The organism is Novilysobacter antarcticus (assembly GCF_019802285.1).
Classification (GTDB): domain Bacteria; phylum Pseudomonadota; class Gammaproteobacteria; order Xanthomonadales; family Xanthomonadaceae; genus Novilysobacter; species Novilysobacter antarcticus.
Map to the genome: position 1 here is coordinate 569,182 of NZ_JAIEUJ010000002.1, position 20,558 is coordinate 589,739.

Here is a 20,558-nt window from a genome sequence, read left to right on the forward strand (position 1 = left end):
CGCGATTACTTCACGCGCACGCGGAAACCCATCTCCACGGTCTTGCCCGGGGCAAACGTGCCCCGGGGCTTCAGCCGGATATCGGTCACGGCGGCATCTACGCCATTGGCGTCGGCGATCGGCACATGGGTCCAGGTGGCACCGCCGTCGCTTGAGAAATCCACGTCGTCGGTGAGGTCAGCCAAGGTGTTGAAGTTCAGCGACAGCGTGCTGCTGCCGGGGGTGAAGAACACCGGAGAGATCCCGGCGATGTCAGGCAGGTCGTTGACGAACAAAACCGTGTTGAGCGGGATCGGATCGCTCACCACCATTGAGTTGGCGTCCGTGATCGTTCCGGACGGACTGGTCACGGTGATTCGGTAAGTGACCAGTGCACCGGGAATGGCCTTGGGATTTACAAGCTTGTTGATCGGATCCCAGTAGACCGTAGACGTTTTGGCGATGGTCAGCGGCGCGGCAGCCACCTGGAAGCCGACGTTCCTGGTGTGGGTGACGGTACCCTCGGTGCCTTCCCTTCCGGTGACGCTGGCAATCCAGCTGCCCGCTTTGGCACCCGCCGGCAGCGTGTAGCTGTATTGATAGGTTTTGCTGGCGGCCGTCGCCGCCCCAACAATTTCAGTCATTTGAGCCGCGGCTACCTGAGCCGTACCCGCGGGATCGGTCAGCCGGATGCTGGCGCCGCTTACATCAAAGGCGCCAAACGGATCGCTGATCACGGCACGAACATATACCGTATTGCCGGCGACGAAGCTCGGTTGCGTCGTGGTAGCCGGGTACGGGGCCGAATACACCACAACACTGTCTACGTTGATGACGGTCGGTGTGTCGAAGGTCAGGACACTGGCGCCTTGACCGGCGGTTTTCTGGTACACGGATATGTTCCGGTTGGTACCGCTTGTCGCATTGTTGTATACGCGCAAGACCAAGTAGTCACCTGCCGCCAGGGTGGTTTGTGGCGTTGCCACAGTGAAATCCACGGCCTCGGCGCCAGAGTTAATGTTCTTCGTACCGGAGGCCCCGAGGATCACGCCGCTGCTGGTGCGCAGTTCAACTTTGACCGCGCGGTTGCTGGAGGTGCTGTCGCCCGTCGCAGCGAGGACAAGGCGTGCGAGCACGTTCTGCGCAGTCAGGGTGAGGGTCCTGCCGACGGGGACCGCAGGTGCCATTATCCAGTCACTGGAGGCACCGCGCGCGATCTGCTCGACCGGAACCGTGGAATTGGCCGCTTGCGGCGTCCGCGTCAAGCGTCGGTTGTCGTACACATACAGGATCTTGTTGCCCTTGGCGGGCTCAGGCGTTCCGACAATCACGGTCGGGTCCAGGCTGTCGTTGTTCGCCGGGTTGTAGTCAAACATCGGGTTCGAGACCGACACACTGTTCTCGACGCTCGCCGGCGCATTGAACGCCACACTCACATTGAGCGTTATGGCCGGGAGGCTTCCGCCATTGGCCAGGGACATCGGATTGGTACAGGTCACCACCTGGCCCACCGCACTGCATGTCCACCCCGCCCCGCTGGCGGACACGTAAGTCAGCCCGGCAGGGAGAGTGTCTACAACTTTGGTTATGCCTGTGGTCGCGTTGGTGCCGTTGTTACGAACGACGATGTTGTAGCTGCCACTGCCACCGGCACTGAAGCTGCCGGTGTGTGACTTGGTGATCGAAAGGTCGGCCGACGGGAACTTCACCCCGAACAACACGCCCTGCAAGCCGCCGGCCACCATTTCGGCGGTCACATTGCGCACGTTGCCGGTGGTCGCGAACGCGTAGCTGCCGACGGCGCCGGCCACGCCGACCTGTTTCACGGTGTTGGTGCCGACGCCCGTCAAGTCGGGATAGGCCGCTGCCGTCCCATAGGCGATCTGCGCCAACAGCGACCAGGGGTCGCCATCGGTGGTGAAACGCAGCGATTCGCCGTTATTGGTGGACTCCGCATCGGCGGCCACAAACACAAACGGGACCCCGCTGCCTCCACTGGTGGTGACCGTAATGCCCGACAGCGACGCCGTGACCGTGGAGCCATTGTTCCGCGTGTAAAGCACGGGCTTTCCGCTGATACCCAGGAACGCGGAATTGCCGAACGCGCCGCCCGTCCATGTCGGCACCGCACGTGCGTCCAATGCAATTGCATTTGCATTTGCATTGCCGGAGACTTTCAAGGTGAAACTCAACGTGGCGCCGCCTGGCAAGCTCACCACGAAGGGCTGTCCCCCCGCGCCGCGCGCAGTCCCGTCGTTGTAGCCCGACATGTCAAACCAGCAATAGGTCGCGTAGTCCGCCGGGGCCGTGCCCTGGGTGGTCGACGCGGAGCAGGTGGTGGTGGCCGCGAAAGCCGGGGCGGCAGACAACCAGCCGAGCAAAACGAACGCCAGCACCACCCAGATCCGGCGGGCGGTCGAGTGCGACGAGCGCTTTACCTGTTCCCGGATCATCGCGCGCGCCCCACCGAGTCCAGAACTCCGCTCAACGCCGGCGTGGACTGGTCGAACTTGAAGCGCATCATCAGGTAGGCACCCTGCCTGGTGTAATGGGCGGAATCAAAATCACGATCTTCGAACCCGACCACGTTGTAGCCCACGCTGAACCACGCATTGGTGAAGGGTGATACACCCATCACCGGACCGACCGCGTAGCTGAAATTATTCTGGCTCCACGCGTGTCGGACGCTGCCGCGAAGACCGATGTCGAACTTCTGGTTGACGTCGAAACGCCATTCCAGGCCAATGATGTCGGTATAGCCCGCGTAGTCGCGGCCGTCATAGCCGTAACGGTCAAACACGTATTTGGAACCGTAATACAGCGACCACTGGCTGCGCTGGCCCGCTTCAAACAGGTTGCCCTGCATATCCTCAGCAGTCCATTCGTCGGAAACGTGGTTGATGACGAAATTGTTGACCAGACGGCGCGACCGCGCGTCACCGGTGACCGCCATCGTATTCTGGCCGATCACGCTGTCGCTGCTCCCATTTCGCAATTCATCAAGGCGCAGTTCAAGGCGGTTGAGCAGCGACCACTGGCTACCCAGTGGCCGCCAGGCCCACGACAGGCCTACGTTGGCGAGCAAACCACGACCGCCGAGCGCTTGCCCGACGGAGAACGCCTGCGCCGAAGCGGCAAACGCCATGCCGGTGTCGATCTGGCGAAGGAATGCCGTGGTGAACCCATAGCGGTCGGAAGTGTCGGCCTCGCGACCTTCGATGCGCCCGTTCCACGACCACAGCTCGCTGCGATACGTCGCACCGGCCGAGAGCGCCGTGAAGTCCTCGGTCAATGCGCCACCGTCGCGGATCCCCCCGGGGGCGATCGGGCCGCTGCCGGGAGCCGTCAACGGGGGAGCGTCGCCAGAGGCGTTGAATGCGTGGCTGGTGTCCAGCGCCAGGTCCACCGCCCAGTTCTTGCCAATGTGGAGCGACTGGTTAAGCCCGAACAAACCGAAGGTGCGTGGGCCGTACTCGGAAATCTGGCTCTGGTTGAGGGTGCTGGTCAATCGTGCGCCCTTCCATGGCACCACTTCGAAACCCAGGCGGGTGGTTGCCGTGTCCCGGGTCTCGCCATCAGTGAACTCCTGCGCGGCAATCAGCCGCAGGGCGTCGTTGATGGCGTAAGCGGCGCCCAATTGCAGTCGGGTCGGGAAATCGACGCTCTCGTTTCGCCCGGCCAGCCCGAGCTCTGCGGCGACGCTCAGCTCGAGCCTTTTGTCGAGCAACGACCGATTGCCACCCAGGGTGAGTTGCCGGGATTCCTTCACCTCTCCCGTCAGTGCCTGATCGCGCACGACCTGCAGACCGGCGCGCGCGCCCCAAACCTCGGCACGGTAATCCAGCTGCGCGTTGACCGCGTCCCGTGTCGCTCCGCCGACCAGATCCTCCTGATGGTAGGCCTGCTGCTGCAGAGCAAATTTCTCATCGACCCGCCACTGCGTGTCCAGACCGATCTTGTACATCCCCGACTCGCTGGCATTCTGCTGGTTCACGCCGAATCCGGGCGCCTGGCGACGGACGTAAGCCAGCGCGTCGAACCGCGCGCCGTGGTGCTCCAACTCCACCAGATACGCGCTTCCGGAACGGTCCTGCAATCCGTCATCACCGTCGCTGCTGGCAACCTCGACGCGGAGTTCGGTGGAATCGCTTACCTTCAGTTTGGCGTCGACACCGGCCAGGCGCGTGTTGCCCGTGCTGTCCTTCTCCGAGAGGTAGGTCACCCCGGCGGCGAGTCGCCCGTCGAGCAGTTTCGCGCCGACGCGACCGCCCGCGTTGAGCTGCTGGTCGCCGCGCCCGATCGTTTCGTACTCAACCACGATGATGGTGGGATTGAAGCCGAAATCCCGGCTGGCGATGGGCTCACGGAAGAACAGCGTGCCCGCACCGTAGTCGATGTCGTAATCGAGATGCCGGGTAAGCGTGCGTGTTTCGAGGATGATCTCGCTGCGGAAGCGGTCGCGGGTCTCGATCCGCACGCGCTCGCCATTAATGGCGACGTTGCCCCGCGACAGCCGGTACAGCCCTGACGTACCGTTGCCCTGGATCTCGTCGCGGGCGAAATTCTGGTCGGTCTCGGCAGCGAAACCGCTGAACTCGACCACCGGACCACGGTACTCGACCTTGACGCCATTCAGCGTGCGGTTGTAGCGCGAGAGCTGGGTGCGGTCCAGCCCGGTCACGTAGTCTCCGAACAAGGCATAGAACTGGTCGCGTTCCAGCTTGACGTAGAGCTTGTCGGTGCTGGACGCGTCGTAGCCTTGCTGGGTGGTATCGCCATACAGGGTGTAGAACTTCTCCGGGTCGATGCTGGAGAGAAGGTTCTGGCGGTTCAGGCGATCGGTGGGTTTGTCCGAATCGTAGGCCAGGGTCAACATCCACTTGCCCTGCACCCGCCCCTTGGCATAAAGCGAGAGTTGCCCGTCGGTATACAGACCGCCCTGCTCGCCCTGCTCGGCCAGTGCTTGAGCGTTGCCCTTGAGAGTGTCGTAACCAACGGTACCGGAGGCAAAGCCGACCACCACCCAATCTCGCGGCGAGGACTCCAGCCAGACGCTGAGCTCGTCTTCTCGCGCACTGCCACCATTGTTGTCCTGGAAACGGAACTGCAGTTCCGCGCTGCCAGCCACCGAGGTCGGCGCCAGCTCGATGTACGCCACGCCGTCATCGCCCTCCACGTGCCAGCTTGGCTGGAATCGATCCAGGCCGGCGAGCTGGCGCTCCTGCTGCGCCTGCACGGTCTGTGCCGGGAGGTAAGGCGCGGATAGCTGGAAGGCGCCAGTGACGCCCGCGCGTACCGGACGGCCACTACGGTCAAGCAAGCGCACCGCGATCACCGGCTTCTGGATGCCATCGGCGACCAGCACGGACTGCTCCGGCACCAGTACAGCGCGCGCCGCGGCGCCGGAATAATGCACGGTGCGATCCAGCCTGGCGACGACGTTGCCATTCGTATCCTGCAGGCGGGCAACGAACAGGTTGTCCCCATCCGCGAGCGGGACGGCGGTCCAGCGGGTGATCGCAATGCTCTTGTCCGCACTGGTTGAACTGCCGTCGTAGTTGATAGCCGACACCGGCTCGCCGTTGCGGCTCAACACCACTTTTTGTCCTGGCGCGTGCTTGATCACGATGCGGGTGGTGGGCGACCGTGGGTTGTAGGTCAACCCCGGGAACAGCCACTCTGCTCCCGCAACCCGCCCGGCGAACCAGTCGACATCCCCACCGCCCGCAGCGGTGGCGTCATTGAGGATCGCCAGACGCGCACGCCGTCGCTCGGTCAACGCCTCGTCAGCCACCGAGGCGGCGATTGATTCGCCTGCAGAAACGCCGCCGCTCGTGGCCAGCGGCTTTCCGCGCAGCCGGAAGTCGGCCCGCCAAAGGCTCCCACCGTTGGCCTCGACAAACTGCGAGAACGCGCGTCCGGCAAAGCGCGAGTTGGGATTGCAAGCCACCGCTTCCTTGTCCGGAGGCAAGGTGTCCAGATCCATCTGGACGACATGGGTGCCAGGTCGCACGCCTTCAAAGTGGTAGGCCCCGTTCTGGTCGGTCGTCACATACGTACCGTCATCGAGCAGCAGGCGGACGCCGGACACACCCTGGAGATCTGCCGCCGGCAGCCCGCACTCGCCTTCCAGAACGCGCCCGACAATGGTGAAGTGCGAGGTGAGAAGTGGTTCCTCGATCCGCACAGCGGCCATTGCCTCGTTGGACACCAACCTGCCCAAGCCGGTTGCCTGTGCGCGGTTGATCGCCTGGCCGGCACGGATATCGCTGGCAATTGCCACCAGATAGGTGATCTCCAAACCCGCGTCGAGTGACAGATCACCGACGGAAATCGCCAAGCTTCGGCCATCGCCGGTGACCGTGGGATCGGGCACCGCTTTGTCACCGACCCGTAGTGAACCGTGCTGGTAGCGCATCCCAGCCGGAAGGGTGTCGGTAATGACCACGTTGCGAATTGTGTCGTCGTGCTTGTTCTGCAGGCTCAGGCGGTACTGCAAGATGTCGCCAGCGGACGCGGTGGGGAGCGAGACCTGTTTGGCCAGCAACATGCTTCGCTGGGGTTCAAGCGCAAGGGTCTGCACGGTCAAGGTTACGCGGTCGCCGGGGAAGTCCGGGTCGCCGTACACCGCAGTCAACGTGCCCTCATCGGCCAAGGACAATCGGCAGTCGCCGTGGATTGCCGACGGAGGCGTCGACATGCTTGCTATGACGACCGCGAAAACGCCCGTGTTGACACCGGTTTCCTGCAGGCGGAGCGTTTCCTCATCACCGGTGGACGTGGTCAGTTTGACCTCGACGTACTCGCGCACTGCGAGGTCCTGGTTCCGGTTGGCGTCGTCCAGACGCAGCAGAACAGGCTGCCCGGGATAGAACCTGGCGGCCGAAGTGGCTTCGGCGACGTCCACATCCAAAGGATTGCCGTTCTGGTCGGTCAGCCCAGGCATGGGCACGAAAGTGCCCGCGGCCGGGAGTCCGCTTGGTATCTGGCACTGGCCGCCATCCACGGGTAAAGGAGTGGTGTCACCAAGGCCGGGGGAATGGCTGAGAAATCCCAGCGAGGCGTTGGTAGGCGCCGGAAGGGTATCGAAACTGACTGTATTGCTGACCAGTCCAATGGCATCGCCGAGCGGAGACCCGCTCGCAGACACATTTTGATAGGAGACGCTGGCTGTATTTTCGATGGTGGCGGCGGTCGCGGAAACGCACGCGAACGCACCCAGCACCACACTCGCAAGTGCAATGAGAATACGCGGAACGCGTCCTGGCGATGACATGCGTGGTTCTCGGCGGTCGCAGTGCTACGTCCGCCGGTGCACAAGGCGCCGGCGGACGGAACAGCCTGCCGATATCAGTTGATGGTGACGTTGAAGATCGTGGTTGCGGTCGCGTTCGCCCCGACCGTTGGCACGAGGGTGCTTACGATGCCACCCACTACGCTGCCACTGGTCCCGTTGTCGTTGCTGTCCCCTGCGGCGTCGGTCTGCAGCGATGTCGCCGTCGGTGTGCAGTTGGCATCCCCCGCGTACAGGGTGCCGGCGACATACGTGGTGCCGGTCGGGATTGGGTCGGTGACGGCGATGTTGGAAGCGGCCGTGGTGGCGCTGGCGTTGGCAACCGCAATGCAGTACTGCACCACGGCGCCCGGAATCGCCTTCGGATTGACGGTGAGGTTGAACGGGTCACTGATGACGGTCGAGGTCTTGGTGACCGAGATCGTCGCCGCCGCCACCTTGTACGCATCGCTGGCACTGTGCTTGCCATCGCGCACGCCGTCGCCAGCCGCTGTGCCGGCCACGTCTCCGAACACGTTGTCGACACCCGCGGTGTTGGCGCCTGCGGTCTGTACAGTGAGTGCGCCCTCCGTACCCGCCACGCCACCGTCGCGTGCGGTGGCCTGCAGGCTTACGCCGGCAATCTGGCCATCCACGACCGCCACCGGGATGTCGGCGACGACGTGCACCGTACGGATTGCATCGGGCGCCATCTCGTCGAGGAAGGTCACGAGGGTATCGGCGGCGTTGAAGATGCCGTCGCCGTTATCGAGGTAATACGTGTATGTGCCCGGATCGAAGCTGTCCGTCCCGCCGTGAGGATCGGCGGCGTTGGCGGCGTCCAGCCGATAGTCCATCACGCTGTTGGTGTTGTTGGTCACGGTGAACGTCACGGCCTGTTTGGTCTGGCCAGGCGTCACCGTCGTGTAGCCGCCGCTGACTTCCGCAACGGTCACGTTGACCAGGCGATCGACCTTGAAGGTCGCCACGCCGGCCGCAGGTGCGGTCTGGGTCACGCCACCGACCTGATAGCTGACGCTGGCGGTGTTGGTGATGTCGGTACCCGCTGCCGTGCCTGATGTTGGGCCTGCGGCGAGAGCGGTTTGCGCGCTGGCCAGCAGCAGGGCTGCGGCGAGAAGTTTCACGTGCAGGTGCTTGCGTGTCATTGGATTCCCCGATGTATCTGGTTGCATGAATGGCTGGATGTGTTGCTGGGTGACGTCGTGATGGGTGGCTCGAGGCATTGCGCCGGCTTATTTCACCTTGGCAACAAAGGAAACCGTGCCTTCGGCACCTGCGGGCAAGCTGCCCAGCACCCAGCGGAGGTGGGTGACGTCGCCGGCCTGCGCCGGTCGCGACTGGTCGTCCTCGCCGACGACCGTCAATCCAGCAAGCACGCCGTACTGCTTGCCACCGTCAACCGACACTGCATCGACAGCGCGATCGCCTGCTGAAGCCACGTAGATCAGGTCCGTGGGAACGGGATTGTCGATCTTCACGGCATCGGCCGAAGTGGCCCCGGTGTTGCGGTAAGTGACCACGTACGTCACTTCAGTACCGGGGATGACGACGTTGGCTGGCACCGCCTTCAACGTGATGGAGCCGTCGGCATTCCTGAGCTCGACTTGCTGGAACACCTTTGCGTTCAACTCGACACCGCCGGCCGCGGCCGCAGTGCCCACGCACAGCATTGCGATACCGGCCAGCAGCCAGCCCTGATATCGACGGGCCGGGGTTCGTGGGGTCATCATGGAAGTTGTCCTTGTGCTTGTACGGTGTGTACTGGGAAGGGCTCTGTGCGGCCCGGCGCATCGTCGGGCGATGCAGCCTGACGGAAAGCGATAAGCAATCTCCGTGCCAACTCTTTCCGAAACGACTTTCCTGCCATTAAAAGGTGACTCAAATCACTATTTCGACACAATCATGTGAATGCCATCACGGCCAGTTCGGGCGTACGCCCACCTTGTCTGTGCTGAAGTCATCATGAAAACGGCGGCGCTTGACACACTCCGTCGCACTTTCGGCTTTGACGCGTTCCGCGGCGAACAGGCTGAAATCATCGACTGTCTGGTCAATGGCGACGATGCGCTGGTGCTGATGCCGACCGGCGGCGGCAAGTCACTGTGCTACCAATTGCCGGCGATGCTGCGCGAAGGCTGCGGGATCGTGGTTTCGCCGCTGATCGCCCTGATGCAGGACCAGGTCGAAGCGCTGCTCCAGCTTGGCGTGCGTGCGGCTTACCTCAACTCAACCCTGGACGCGGCGACCGCCAGCGACGTGGAGCGGCAGCTGCTCGACGGCGAGCTCGACCTGCTCTACGTCGCACCCGAACGCCTGCTCTCGGGACGCTGCATGAACCTCATCGACCGCGCCCATGCCAGTGGGGGCATCGCGCTTTTCGCTATCGATGAGGCGCATTGCGTCTCCCAGTGGGGGCACGATTTTCGCCGCGAGTACCGCGAGCTGACCGTGCTGCACGAGCGCTGGCCAGATGTGCCGCGCATCGCCCTGACCGCGACCGCGGACGAGCCGACCCGGCTGGAAATCGCCGAGCGCCTCGCACTGGAGGATGCGCACAAGTTCGTCAGCTCCTTCGACCGGCCCAACATCCGCTACCGCGTGGCGCAGAAGGACGGCAGCGGCCAGCGCGCGCTGCTCGACTTTCTTGCCGGCCATCGCGGCGAAAGCGGCATCGTCTATGCCTTCTCGCGCAAACGCGTCGACAAGACCGCCGAGCTGCTGCGCGAGGCCGGCATCAACGCGCTGGCCTATCACGCGGGCATGCCCGGCGAGGAGCGCGCGGCCAACCAGCGCCGCTTCCTGCAGGAGGATGGGGTGGTGATGGTGGCGACGATCGCTTTCGGCATGGGCATCGACAAGCCCGACGTGCGCTTTGTTGCCCACGTCGACCTGCCCAAATCGGTCGAGGGCTACTACCAGGAGACCGGCCGTGCCGGCCGCGATGGCGAACCGGCGGAGGCCTGGCTCAATTACGGCCTGGGCGACGTCGTCAACCTGAGCATGCTGATCAAGCAGGGCGATGCCAGCGAGGAGCGCAAGCTGCTGGAGCTGCGCAAGCTCGACGCGCTGCTGGGCTATTGCGAATCCACCCAGTGCCGGCGGCAGGCGCTGTTGGGCTGGTTCGCCGAAGAGCACCCTGGTAATTGCGGCAATTGCGACAACTGCCTGGAGCCGCCGGAAAGCTGGGATGGCACCGAGGTCGCGCGCAAGGCGCTGTCATGCGTGTTCCGCACCGGACAGCGGTTCGGCGCCGGGCATGTCATTGACGTTTTGCGCGGCGTGCCGACCGACAAGGTCGCGCAGCACGGCCACGACAAGCTCAGCACCTGGGGCATCGGCACCAACCTGGACACCCGCCAGTGGAGCAGCGTGTTCCGCCAGCTGGTCGCATCCGGCCTGCTGGCGGCCAACCACGAGCGCCACGGCGCCTTGTACCTCACCAGCAAGGCCGGCCCGGTATTGAAGGGCGAGCAGACCTTGCGGCTGCGCCGCGATTCCCCCAGACCGGCCGCCCGCCGCGGCCGCACCGGCTCGGCACCGCCGCCGATGGACCTCGCGCCCGAAGCGGCCAGCCGTTTCCGCTCCCTGCGCAGCTGGCGCGCGGAGCTGGCGAAGGAGCAGAACGTGCCGGCGTACGTGATCTTCCACGACGCCACGCTGCGCGAAATAGCCGAGAGCGACCCGGCCGACCTGGACGAGCTGGGCCGAATCGCGGGCATCGGCAGCAGCAAACTGGCGCGTTACGGCGAGGCGGTGCTGCAGCAATTGCTGGATTGCGACGTGGCCTGACGGCGTTACCGTTCAGGCGGTGTCGCCGGGGCGGCGCCCGAGAGTGCGGCATCATCCCGGCCGACGTGTCGCACGTGGACATCACGCTGCGGAAACGGGATCTCGATCCCCGCCTCGGCCAGCGCGGTTGCCAACGCAGCGAAGAACGTATCCGTGACCGCGCGGCGGTCTTCGATCTGGGCCACATGGAAACGCACCTCGAACTCCAGCGCACTGTCGCCCAGTCGGGTGAACATAACGTCCGGCGCCGGCGACCGCAGAACCCTCGGATCAGAAGCCACCACGCCCTCCATCACGGCGCGTGCCTTTCGCACGTCGCTGCCGTAGCCGATTCCTACCTTCAGCACGACACGGGTGATCGGGGTGGTCAGCGTCCAGTTCTGCACCGTGTCGGTGATGAAGGCCTTGTTGGGCACCAGCACCTCGAAATTGTCGAAGTTGGTGATGGTGATGGACCGCATCTTGATCCGGCTGACGGTACCAGTGGTGTCGCCGATGGTAACCACGTCGCCCACCCGCACGGGGCGCTCGAACAGGATGATCAGGCCGGAGACGAAGTTGGCGACGATCTCCTGCAAACCAAAACCCAGGCCCACGCCCAGTGCGGCCACGACCCACTGGAGCCTCGACCAGTCCACACCGATGCGCTGAAGCGCGATAACCAGACCTATACCGGTGATCACATAGCGCGCGATGGCCGCGATCGCGTAGCGCGTGCCGGAATCGACGCGGGCCCTCGGCAGCAGCATGATCTCCAGAAAGCCGGGCACGTTCCGCGCCGCGATTGCGGTCAGTCCAACGATCACCAGGCTCATCAGCACGTCACTCAGCGTGACCGCGACCACGCTCTCGCCGATGCCCTCAACCGTGCGCGACCACAACACGACATCGTTGAAAACGTTCAGCGCCGGGATCATCTCCCGCCACAGGCCCAGAATCAGCACCGCCAGCGCGACGCCGAATGCGGCACGCAGGAGCGCCCGCGTTTGCTGGTTGACGGTGACCGAATCGATCTCGGGCTGCTGGTTCTGCAATGCCAGCACCTCGCTGCCGTCCTCGCTCCCCGTGGCCGCCGGTGCCTCGGCCAACGCCCGGGCATGAAGTGAGTCGGCCTGAAGGTACGCGGCGCGGCGACTGGCCACCATCACGCCGCGTATGGCGATGTAGTAGACGATGACCACGGCCAGGATGATCCAGCCTGAAGTAAACAACCGCGACTGCACCTCGCGCGCGCTGGTGTAGTAGCCCACCGCGGCGAGTAAGGCGAAGAAGATCGGTACCGCGACCAGTACACGCGCCCAGCCTGCGGGAACGCGTCGGATCCAGACGCCCGGCGCCCGTGCGGTGGTGGGCGCCCCATCGACCGGTCGCAGCACGCGGTAAAGGAACCAGGCCGACGCCAGTGATCCCACCATGAAACCAAGGCGACCGACGCCGTCGATCAGGTCCGGATCCCCACTGGCATCCGTCATCCCGGTCAGCACGGCTGTGGGAGCGACCATTAGTAGCAGCATCCGCAACGCGCGCGCCATTCGTCTGGTGCCCCGCGGTCCCCAGTGGAAATGCGCAATGAACAGCCCTTCCGGCCGGCACATGTCGATAAACAGCCCCAGCATCAACCACAGCAGTGCCAGGCTGAGCAGGCCTTGCCCAAGGAAGTTCGCAAACCCGCCGCCCGACCAGCCAAGGAACCAGCCAACCGTCGCCAGAGCGAAAGGCCATGCCAGCGCCAGCAGGAACGTAGCGGCCCAAGCCAGCAGTGTGGTGCCAAAGTTGTCTTCGCGGTGACCGACGGATTTGGCAAGCCGCGGTAAGGCGGCTTGCAGGCGACCCCGGATGCCGAACAACCCCGCCACGGATATCAACATCAGCAGCAGCCGAATGGGATGCGCGCGCAGCGAGGTCAGCATCGCGCGCGGCAGTGCGGACCAGTTGGCGGGGGCGAGCAGCCAGCCAACGCCAACGCCCAGCTGCTGCAGCCACCCATCACCCAGGGGGGCTGTGCTGGGCAGCCACAACAGGCGTTTGTCGAGCACGCCGTGCAATTGCGCGCTGGCAGTCAGCAGCTCGGCATCAAGGGCATTGTTTTCCAGCAAGGCGCCTATCAGCTGCTGCTGGATGTCCGCCATGTCAGCCAGTCCCGCCCGGCGATGCTCGAGGAGCTGCTCCGCCAGATGCTGCTGTGCGGTGATGGACGCGGTGGTCCCTTGTTCCCCTTCCGCGGCAACAGTCGGCGGCAACTCGCGCAGCACCTGCTGGGTCTTGAAGTGGCTTACGCGCAGATCAACCAGTGCCCGGTTCCGCTCCGCGATGCGCCGCTTGATCTGCTCACCGCTGACCAGACTTTTCTGCAGGCTGCGCAGCAATCTTGCCGCCTCGTCACTGATTGCACCGATGGCGAGGATCTGATCGGCGTTGTTGCGCGCCTCAACAGCGTCGTCGAGAAGATTCCTCGATCGACGTTGTTCATTACGCTCACGATCGAGTCGCTGGACCAGCTGTGCGGCCTCGGTTCGCAGCGCGACGCTATCGCGGGCCAGTTCGCGTATCTCGGCAGGTTGCCCGGCCAGGCTTCGCTCGAGCTCCCGCGCTCGCGCCGCCTCCTCCTCCACCTGCTGCTTGCGTCGGCTCACCACCAGCGCCGCCAGACCTTCGATGGCTGCGTCCACCTCATTGGCACGACGCCCGACCAGGTCATGCTGGGCGGTCGCAATCGACTTGCGGGTCGGCAGACTGGACAGCTCCTGCTCTATCTTCTCGATGCGCGCGGCCAGCTCCTCGCGCGCCGCCTGCTCGCGCAACCTGCTGGCCTCTGCCAGCAAGGGAGACGCGGTGGCGGGAACGGTGGTTTGAGCGCGGTCAAGCTGGGCACGCAATTGACCCAGCTCGGCACGCGCGTCCGCCGGACGGCTCTCCATTCCGCGCAGCTGATCCGCCAACTTGCGTTGGGTACCGTGCAGAGACACCGATTCGGTCTGCAGTGCGGCCAATCGCAGTTGCACATCCACCGGATCGGCGTCCTCCGGCAATGGCTCGCGCTGGGGCGGCAACGCTGACTGCGCGCTCAACGAGGCGATCGTCTCCGGCGCCGACTGCAAAGCGGCCGCATACTCCGCCGTGCTCCTGCGCGCCACCTCCGCCGCCTCGAGGCGCGACGCGGCAGCGCGGAGCTGTTCGAGCACCAACTCGCGCTCGGTGGTCGACAGATCTGTCCGGGTCTCAATCACGGCGATGCGGCTGGCGAGATCGGTGGCACTGATACCGGCGGCGGCTTCAGGAGGCTCCAACCCCATCGTGTCCACCTGCGCAATCGCGGTGGTTGACGCAAGTACCAGCACCAACCAGCAAGCGACGCCGCGCCCGATTGTCCTCGCGCAACCGCGCCTGGTGCTGGCCACGGAGACACTGGTGTCGGCGCTGTGGACCTGCCTGATGCTCAGCATTTACCGCCCCCGCCGATCAGTTGAAACACGTTCATGCAAAGCATCCACCATATCTCCAACGGGGAGACGGCGTCGCCAATGCAACCGGAAGCCGGCGGGCAAAACAGGAGCTGGATATGGGCCGTGATGGATTCGAACCATCGACCAGCGGATTAAAAGTCCGATGCTCTACCGACTGAGCTAACGGCCCACAGACCCGGCGTTGCGCCGGGGGCGTGAATTCTAACGCAAGAACGCCCGGCTGTGCGAAGACGCTTCTGCCGCAGTGGCCATGTTGCGTACCCGGGATTCAGGCGTAGCGCGTGGGATCGGCAATGCCGGCAGCTGCAAAGCCTTCCGCGCGCAACCGGCATGCGTCGCAGTGGCCACACGCGCGGCCCTCGTCGTCGGCCAGATAACACGACACGGTGTCGGCGAAATCGACCCCCAGTCGCACGCCCTCTCGGGCGATGTCCGCCTTGCTCAGGTGCTGCAGCGGCGCGTGCACCCGGATGCCGGCACCCTCCACGCCCGCCTTGGTTGCGAGGTTGGCGAGCCGCTCGAAGGCTGTGATGAACTCGGGACGGCAATCGGGGTACCCCGAATAGTCCACCGCATTGACACCGCAGAACAGGTCGGCCGATCCCAGGACCTCCGCCCAGCCCAGCGCCACCGACAACATGATGGTGTTGCGCGCCGGCACGTAGGTCACCGGAATGGCGTCATCGCCGGCGACCTCGTCCAGCGGCACGGCGATGTCGTCGGTCAGCGCGGACCCACCGATGCTGCGCAGGTCGATGCGCACGGTCTTGTGGGCAATAGCTCCCTGCTGCGCCGCCACGCGCGCCGCGGCCTCAAGCTCGGATGTGTGGCGCTGCCCGTAGTCCACGCTCAATGCGTACGGTGCAAAACCCTGCTCGCGCGCCATCGCGATGACGACAGCCGAATCCATGCCGCCGGAGACCAGGACGACCGCTTTCTTCTTGTCTGATGAGGTGTGCATGTCAGCGCCCCGGCTCGTCGTCCCAGAGGATCTTGTGCAGTTGGAGCTGGAAGCGGACCGGCAACCGGTCGGCCACGATCCAGTCCGCCAGATCGCGCGCGCTGATCTGGTTGAAACTCGGCGAGAACATGACGTCGCAAATTGCGGTCAGCCCGTGCTCCTCAACGATTCCGCGCGCCCAGTCGTAATCCTCGCGCGAGCAGATCACGAACTTGACCTGGTCATTCGCCGTCAGCTGGCCGATATTGCTCCACAGGTTGCGCTCCACCTCCGCGGAACCGGGCGTTTTCAGGTCCAGCACGCGGGACACACGCGTATCGACCGGGCTGATGTCGATCGAGCCGGAGGTCTCCAGCGATACCTCGTAGCCGGCGTCGCACAGGCGCTCCAGCAAGCCAATGCAACGCTTTTGCGCGAGCGGTTCGCCGCCGGTGACACAGACATGGCGCACGCCATGGCGCGCCACCTCGGCCAGGATGGCATCGATATCCCACCACTGCCCGCCATGGAATGCGTATGCGGTGTCGCAGTACTGGCACCGCAACGGGCACCCGGTCAGTCGCACGAACACGGTCGGCCAGCCGATGCTGCGTGACTCGCCCTGCAAAGACAGGAAAATCTCGGTCAGGCGCAGGCGGTCAGGCGACAGTGCGCCCGCTTCGGAAGTAACAGGATTCATCCGGCCATTTTAGCCGACGCGACAGATCGCGGGGCCGGCTGGATCAGCGCAGACGGCTGAGCTGGATCGCGCCGAGCCGGTCGGTGGCGATACGCGCGGCATCGCTGCCGGCAAAGCGCGTCGTGACCTCGGTAAGGGTGCGCTCGGCGGCTTCCTCGTCGCCCTGCCCCTGCTGCGCCAAACCGACCTTCAGCAATGCGCCCGGCGCCTTGTCGTGGGTGGGATAACGGTCAAGCAATGCCTTGAACTGGGTCACGGCCAACTTGTAATTCTGGGTGACGTAGTAGCTCTCGCCCAGCCAGTACAACGCGTTCGGCGCATACACGCCTTCCGGGTAATGACCGAGAAAGGAATGGAACAACCGCGCGGACTCCGCGTACTCGCCGTTCTTCAGGGCATTGAACGCGGCATCGTAAGCCTCGCGCTCGCCCGCCCCCATCGCCACCGTTCCTGCGTCGCCATGCACGCTCGGGGCACGCTCGACCACAGGCTTTGCTGCCGGCGCATCGGCGGAGCCGATAGCTGCAGAAGTCCCTGGTGCCGCACCGCCTTCCAGATCCTCCAATCGCTGGTCGATGTCCAGGAACTGCGCGCGACTGGTGTCCTTGAGTTCGCCCAGTGAATGATTGAGCTCCTCGACCTGCGAGCGCAGCGATGTGACTTCTTCCTTGAGCATGTTCACCTGCCGCAGCAGGTCGACAGTCGCGTCATTGTTGCCGGCCTGCTGTTCCAGCACGCCGACCCGTTCGGCCAGGCTCATGCGCTGGGCAGAAACAGGTGCGGCGGCCACAAGGGCCGCCGCCGCAACCAGCGATGTCGCAATTGCAATAGACAATTTGCGCATCATCAGTGCCTTTTACTTAGCGGTGTAGATAATCTCGACACGACGGTTCTTGGCCCAGCAGTCTTCGTTGGAAGCCGTGCAGACGGGGCGCTCTTCGCCGTAGCTGACCACGTTCTGCTGGCCGCCGGAACCACCGTTGGCCTGGATCGCGGACGAAACGGAATTGCCGCGGCGCTCGCCCAGACCCATGTTGTATTCACGGCTGCCGCGCTCGTCGGCGTGGCCTTCCAGGGTCATGCGCGAGGACGGACGGTCACGCAGGTACTTGGCATGACAACCCACCAGAGCCTGGAACTCCGGACGCAGGGCGTCGCGATCCAGGTCGAAGTAGACCACGCGCTGGCGCAGGCAGGAGTCGGTATCCAGATCGTTGGGCCCGTACACGCCGGCGGCAGTGCCCGGAGTGGTCTGCGCACCCGGGGTGGTGGTGCCGGTGTCGACTGGGGGAGCTTCCTTGACCTTCTTGGAGCAGCCGATGGCAGCTGCGCAGAGCAGTGCGACCATCAGGACACGGGTGGTGTTGTTCATTGTTGTTTCCTCGTCTTGGCGGAATGGGAGGGTGAAACGATGGAGCGGAACGGTGGTAAGAACAGTGAAACGAAAAGGCTTACCTGGAAACGGTCCAACGGGTACTACGCGGCCAGCGATGCCCACTGATCAGGACGGCATCACTGCGGCTTCCGGTATGGACCCCAGGCCGGTTCACGTACATCGCCATCGGCCAGCACCAGACGCTGACGCACCCGGCCGTCGGATGACACCGCATAGAGCACACCCCGAGTGCCTTCCCGCGCAGCATAAATGATCATCGCGCCATTAGGTGCGAAATCGGGTGACTCATCCAGCGAGCCCGGAGACAAAGTGCTCCAGCGCGGCGAACCGAGGCTGGAATCGGCCATGGCGATCCGGTAGGTATTGCCCGCGCCTTGTGCGGTAGCGAGTTTCTTGCCGTCGAAAGACAGCGACGGACTGGCGTTGTAGGTGCCCTGGAAAGTTACCCGGCTCGCACTGCCACCGCTGGCGGGGACCTTGTAGATCTGCGGATTGCCGCCACGGTCGGACGTGAAGTAGATCTCGCTGCCGTCGGCGCTCCACTCCGGCTCGGTGTCGATGCCGAAGTGGTTGGTCAACTGGGTGAGCGCCTTGCTGCCCAGATCCATCACATAGATCTCGGGGTTGCCGCTGCGCGACAGGGTAAGCGCCAGGCGGCGGCCATCCGGGGAGAACGCCGGGGCACTGTTGATGCCGCGGAACTTGGACAGAACCTCGCGGCTGCCCGTGCTGATGTTCTGCACGTAGATCGCCGAATTGCCGCTTTCGAAGCTGACATAGGCGAGCTTGTTGCCATCCGGGCTCCAGGCCGGCGAGAGCAGTGGTTCGGGCGAGCTGACCACGGTCTGCGGGTTGTATCCATCCGAGTCGGCCACCATCAGCGAATAGCTGGTGGAGCGGCCGACGCCCTTGGCGGTGATGTAGGCGATGCGGGTAAAGAAGGCGCCCGGCACGCCGAGGATCTTCTCGTACACGGCATCGGCGATCTGATGCGCCACGTCGCGCATCGCAGTGCCGCGAGCGGTCATCGCAAAACCAAGCAGTCGCTGCTGGCTGGCGACGTCGAACAGTTCGTACTCGACCCGGTAGCCGCCGCTGGCATCCACCACCCGCCCGACCAGCAGGTAGTCCTGGTTGAGCGCTCGCCAAGTGGGGTAATTCACCTCGCTGCCGCGGGTTGGACGCTCAACCAGATCGGCCTCGCGCAAGGTGCGGAACTGGCCGGAACGGTTCAGATCGGCCGCGATCACGGCCGCCACGTCGGTCTCGGGCGCCTTGCCACTGCCCTGATAGGGCATCGGCACGATGGCGATGGGAAGGGCCGACGCGCTGCCGCCGACGATATCCAGTTCCAGGCCGCGTTGCTGCGCCATCGATGAGAAGGGCAGCATGAACAGGAGAGTCAGGATCGCAAACAGCGCAGGCAGTCTCGGGGTGATTCGTTTCATTCGGCAAGTCCCGTGGTGAGGCTGAAGGTGTACCAGCATCCGTGTGAACGCTTTCTCAAAGCTGAACGCGGGGATGCGGTGAAAGCGGTGGAAAACTAGCGGTCGGCAGCCTGGAAATTGAGCGTCAGCGTGCGTGCGAAGACCGATTCAAAGCCCGCATACGGCAGCGGTTGAGCCTTCAGGACGGCGGCCTCAATCGATCGCCGGCCCTGTTCATCGTAGGCGCACGGCGAAGACACTTTCGCGCTCGTAACCTCGCCGCCTCGCAGCTGCTTGATGACGATGGTGCACCTGGACCCAAGCGGCACCGTTTCCGGGCGGGTCCATTTGGATACGATCGCCTGTTGCAGGGCGGCCGCATATTGCGATTCCAATCCGGTATCGCGGCCGTTGTTTCCTGGCGGCGGACTGGCGTTGGACGCGCCGGCGCTCTCGGTGCTGCGACTGGCAGCACGCGCCTGTGCGTCCGCCACCTGCTTGAGCTTCTGTTCCGCCAGTTTGATCTCGCGTTCGGCCTCGGCGCGCTTGCGCTTGATTTCGGCGAGTTTCTTCTCGCGCTCCTCGGTCTCCTTCGCCTCCTTGGCCTGCTCGGCCAGCCGGCGCTTGCGTTCGGCCTCCTGCTGGCGCTCACGCTCGGTCAGGTCCACCTGCGCTTGACGACGCTTTTCTTCCTGCAGCTTCTTCTCGTCCGAGGGCGTCGGGGTCGGCATGGCGACCACCTCGGCCTGCTCGGTCGTATCGGGTTTGGGGATGAAATCCTGAGGCTTGGACTGCGGCGGGGTCGGCGAATCCTCCGGGACCGGCGACGGCAGCGGCTGCGGTTGCGGAGTCGGCGCGGGAGGTGATTCAACCGGCTCGTCCACGGGCTCGTCGATCGGCTCCGGCAAGGCTTGGGCCGGCTCGGGTCGATCCTCGAGCACGCTTTGCATGGCAGCGGACAACGCGTTGGCATCCACCAGGTCGGCTTCCACCGGCGAACCCGCCGCCGACTGTGGCGCAGCACTGCGCGTCCAGAGCATGCCAGCGAACATGAGGGCAAACAGGACAACGTGCAGGATGATCGCCAGCACGATGGCCTGTTGGGTGTCGGCGCGCGTTTCCCTCACTTGGGCGGAGTCTCCGCCTGCCGGGTCAGCAACGACACGCGCGGCACGTTGGCCGACTGCAGCAGTGCCATCGCGTTGAGCACAACCTCGTAGTTGGCCGCGCGGTCGCCGGCCACGTACACCGGCACGTCGGGATTGTTGTTGACGAAGGCGGCTACCCGGGCGGACAGCTCAGCGGGCTGCATGGCCTCCTGCGGCGCGCCCTGCAGGGTCAGGAAGTAGTTGCCGTCCGCATCCACGCTTACCACCACGGGCTCCTGCTTCTGGGCGAGGCTCTTGGCGTTGGAACGCGGCAGCTCCACGCCCACACCCAGGTTCATCAGCGGTGCGGTGACCATGAAAATGATCAGCAGCACCAGCATGACGTCGATGTAGGGGACCACGTTGATCTCGGCCTTGAGTTGGCGCTTGCGGCGTCGTCGGTAGGGGGCGGACATAGGAC

General features: G+C 64.5%; 13 protein-coding genes and 1 tRNA gene. 1 reads left to right on the forward strand and 13 read right to left on the reverse strand.

Annotated elements, in window-relative coordinates:
• Positions 1 to 5: 5 nt before the first annotated feature.
• From KZ491_RS07375 to KZ491_RS07390, 4 genes are all read right to left on the reverse strand, one after another.
• A complete protein-coding gene (locus KZ491_RS07375; RefSeq protein ID WP_222565179.1) occupies positions 6 to 2,432 on the reverse strand; it encodes a CshA/CshB family fibrillar adhesin-related protein in 2,427 nt (808 codons plus the stop codon).
• A complete protein-coding gene (locus tag KZ491_RS07380) occupies positions 2,429 to 6,925 on the reverse strand; it encodes a DUF11 domain-containing protein (RefSeq protein ID WP_222565180.1) in 4,497 nt (1,498 codons plus the stop codon). The genes KZ491_RS07375 and KZ491_RS07380 overlap by 4 nt, the downstream gene beginning before the upstream one ends.
• 404 nt (positions 6,926 to 7,329) lie before the next feature.
• Positions 7,330 to 8,418, reverse strand: coding sequence for a hypothetical protein (locus KZ491_RS07385; protein ID WP_222565181.1), 1,089 nt, complete (start codon positions 8,416 to 8,418; stop codon positions 7,330 to 7,332).
• 87 nt (positions 8,419 to 8,505) lie between these two features.
• Complete coding sequence (locus KZ491_RS07390) at positions 8,506 to 9,003, reverse strand: DUF11 domain-containing protein (RefSeq protein WP_222565182.1); 498 nt, start codon at positions 9,001 to 9,003, stop codon at positions 8,506 to 8,508.
• A gap of 229 nt (positions 9,004 to 9,232) precedes the next feature.
• Between KZ491_RS07390 and recQ the strand changes: the two genes are divergently transcribed.
• Positions 9,233 to 11,062, forward strand: coding sequence for a DNA helicase RecQ (recQ, locus tag KZ491_RS07395; RefSeq protein ID WP_425493126.1), 1,830 nt, complete (start codon positions 9,233 to 9,235; stop codon positions 11,060 to 11,062).
• A gap of 5 nt (positions 11,063 to 11,067) precedes the next feature.
• Here recQ and KZ491_RS07400 read toward each other — a convergent pair whose 3' ends face one another.
• From KZ491_RS07400 to tolR, 9 genes are all read right to left on the reverse strand, one after another.
• Positions 11,068 to 14,355 (reverse strand): mechanosensitive ion channel domain-containing protein, encoded by a 3,288-nt coding sequence (locus tag KZ491_RS07400; protein WP_222565184.1) that lies wholly within the window; start codon positions 14,353 to 14,355, stop codon positions 11,068 to 11,070.
• 267 nt (positions 14,356 to 14,622) lie between these two features.
• Positions 14,623 to 14,695: transfer RNA gene (locus tag KZ491_RS07405), tRNA-Lys, on the reverse strand.
• Positions 14,696 to 14,794: 99 nt separating this feature from the next.
• Positions 14,795 to 15,487, reverse strand: a complete 693-nt coding sequence (gene queC / locus KZ491_RS07410) for a 7-cyano-7-deazaguanine synthase QueC (protein ID WP_222565185.1) — start codon at positions 15,485 to 15,487, stop codon at positions 14,795 to 14,797.
• A 1-nt stretch (position 15,488) separates the two neighbouring features.
• Entirely contained in the window at positions 15,489 to 16,166 is a 678-nt protein-coding gene (queE, locus tag KZ491_RS07415) for a 7-carboxy-7-deazaguanine synthase QueE (protein ID WP_222565186.1), read from the reverse strand.
• A 43-nt stretch (positions 16,167 to 16,209) separates the two neighbouring features.
• Complete coding sequence (gene ybgF / locus KZ491_RS07420) at positions 16,210 to 17,010, reverse strand: tol-pal system protein YbgF (RefSeq protein ID WP_425493127.1); 801 nt, start codon at positions 17,008 to 17,010, stop codon at positions 16,210 to 16,212.
• Positions 17,011 to 17,022: 12 nt separating this feature from the next.
• Positions 17,023 to 17,538, reverse strand: coding sequence for a peptidoglycan-associated lipoprotein Pal (gene pal, locus KZ491_RS07425; protein WP_222565187.1), 516 nt, complete (start codon positions 17,536 to 17,538; stop codon positions 17,023 to 17,025).
• 140 nt (positions 17,539 to 17,678) lie between these two features.
• Positions 17,679 to 19,010 carry a Tol-Pal system beta propeller repeat protein TolB gene (gene tolB, locus KZ491_RS07430; RefSeq protein WP_222565188.1) on the reverse strand — a complete coding sequence of 444 codons (1,332 nt, stop codon included), beginning with the start codon at positions 19,008 to 19,010 and terminating at the stop codon, positions 17,679 to 17,681.
• 95 nt (positions 19,011 to 19,105) lie between these two features.
• Complete coding sequence (tolA, locus tag KZ491_RS07435; RefSeq protein WP_222565189.1) at positions 19,106 to 20,116, reverse strand: cell envelope integrity protein TolA; 1,011 nt, start codon at positions 20,114 to 20,116, stop codon at positions 19,106 to 19,108.
• The gene (gene tolR, locus KZ491_RS07440) at positions 20,113 to 20,553 is read right to left on the reverse strand and encodes a protein TolR (RefSeq protein ID WP_043958056.1); all 441 of its coding nucleotides are present in this window, start codon (positions 20,551 to 20,553) and stop codon (positions 20,113 to 20,115) included. Before tolR ends, tolA begins: the two co-directional genes overlap by 4 nt.
• Between the last annotated feature and the right edge of the window lie 5 nt (positions 20,554 to 20,558).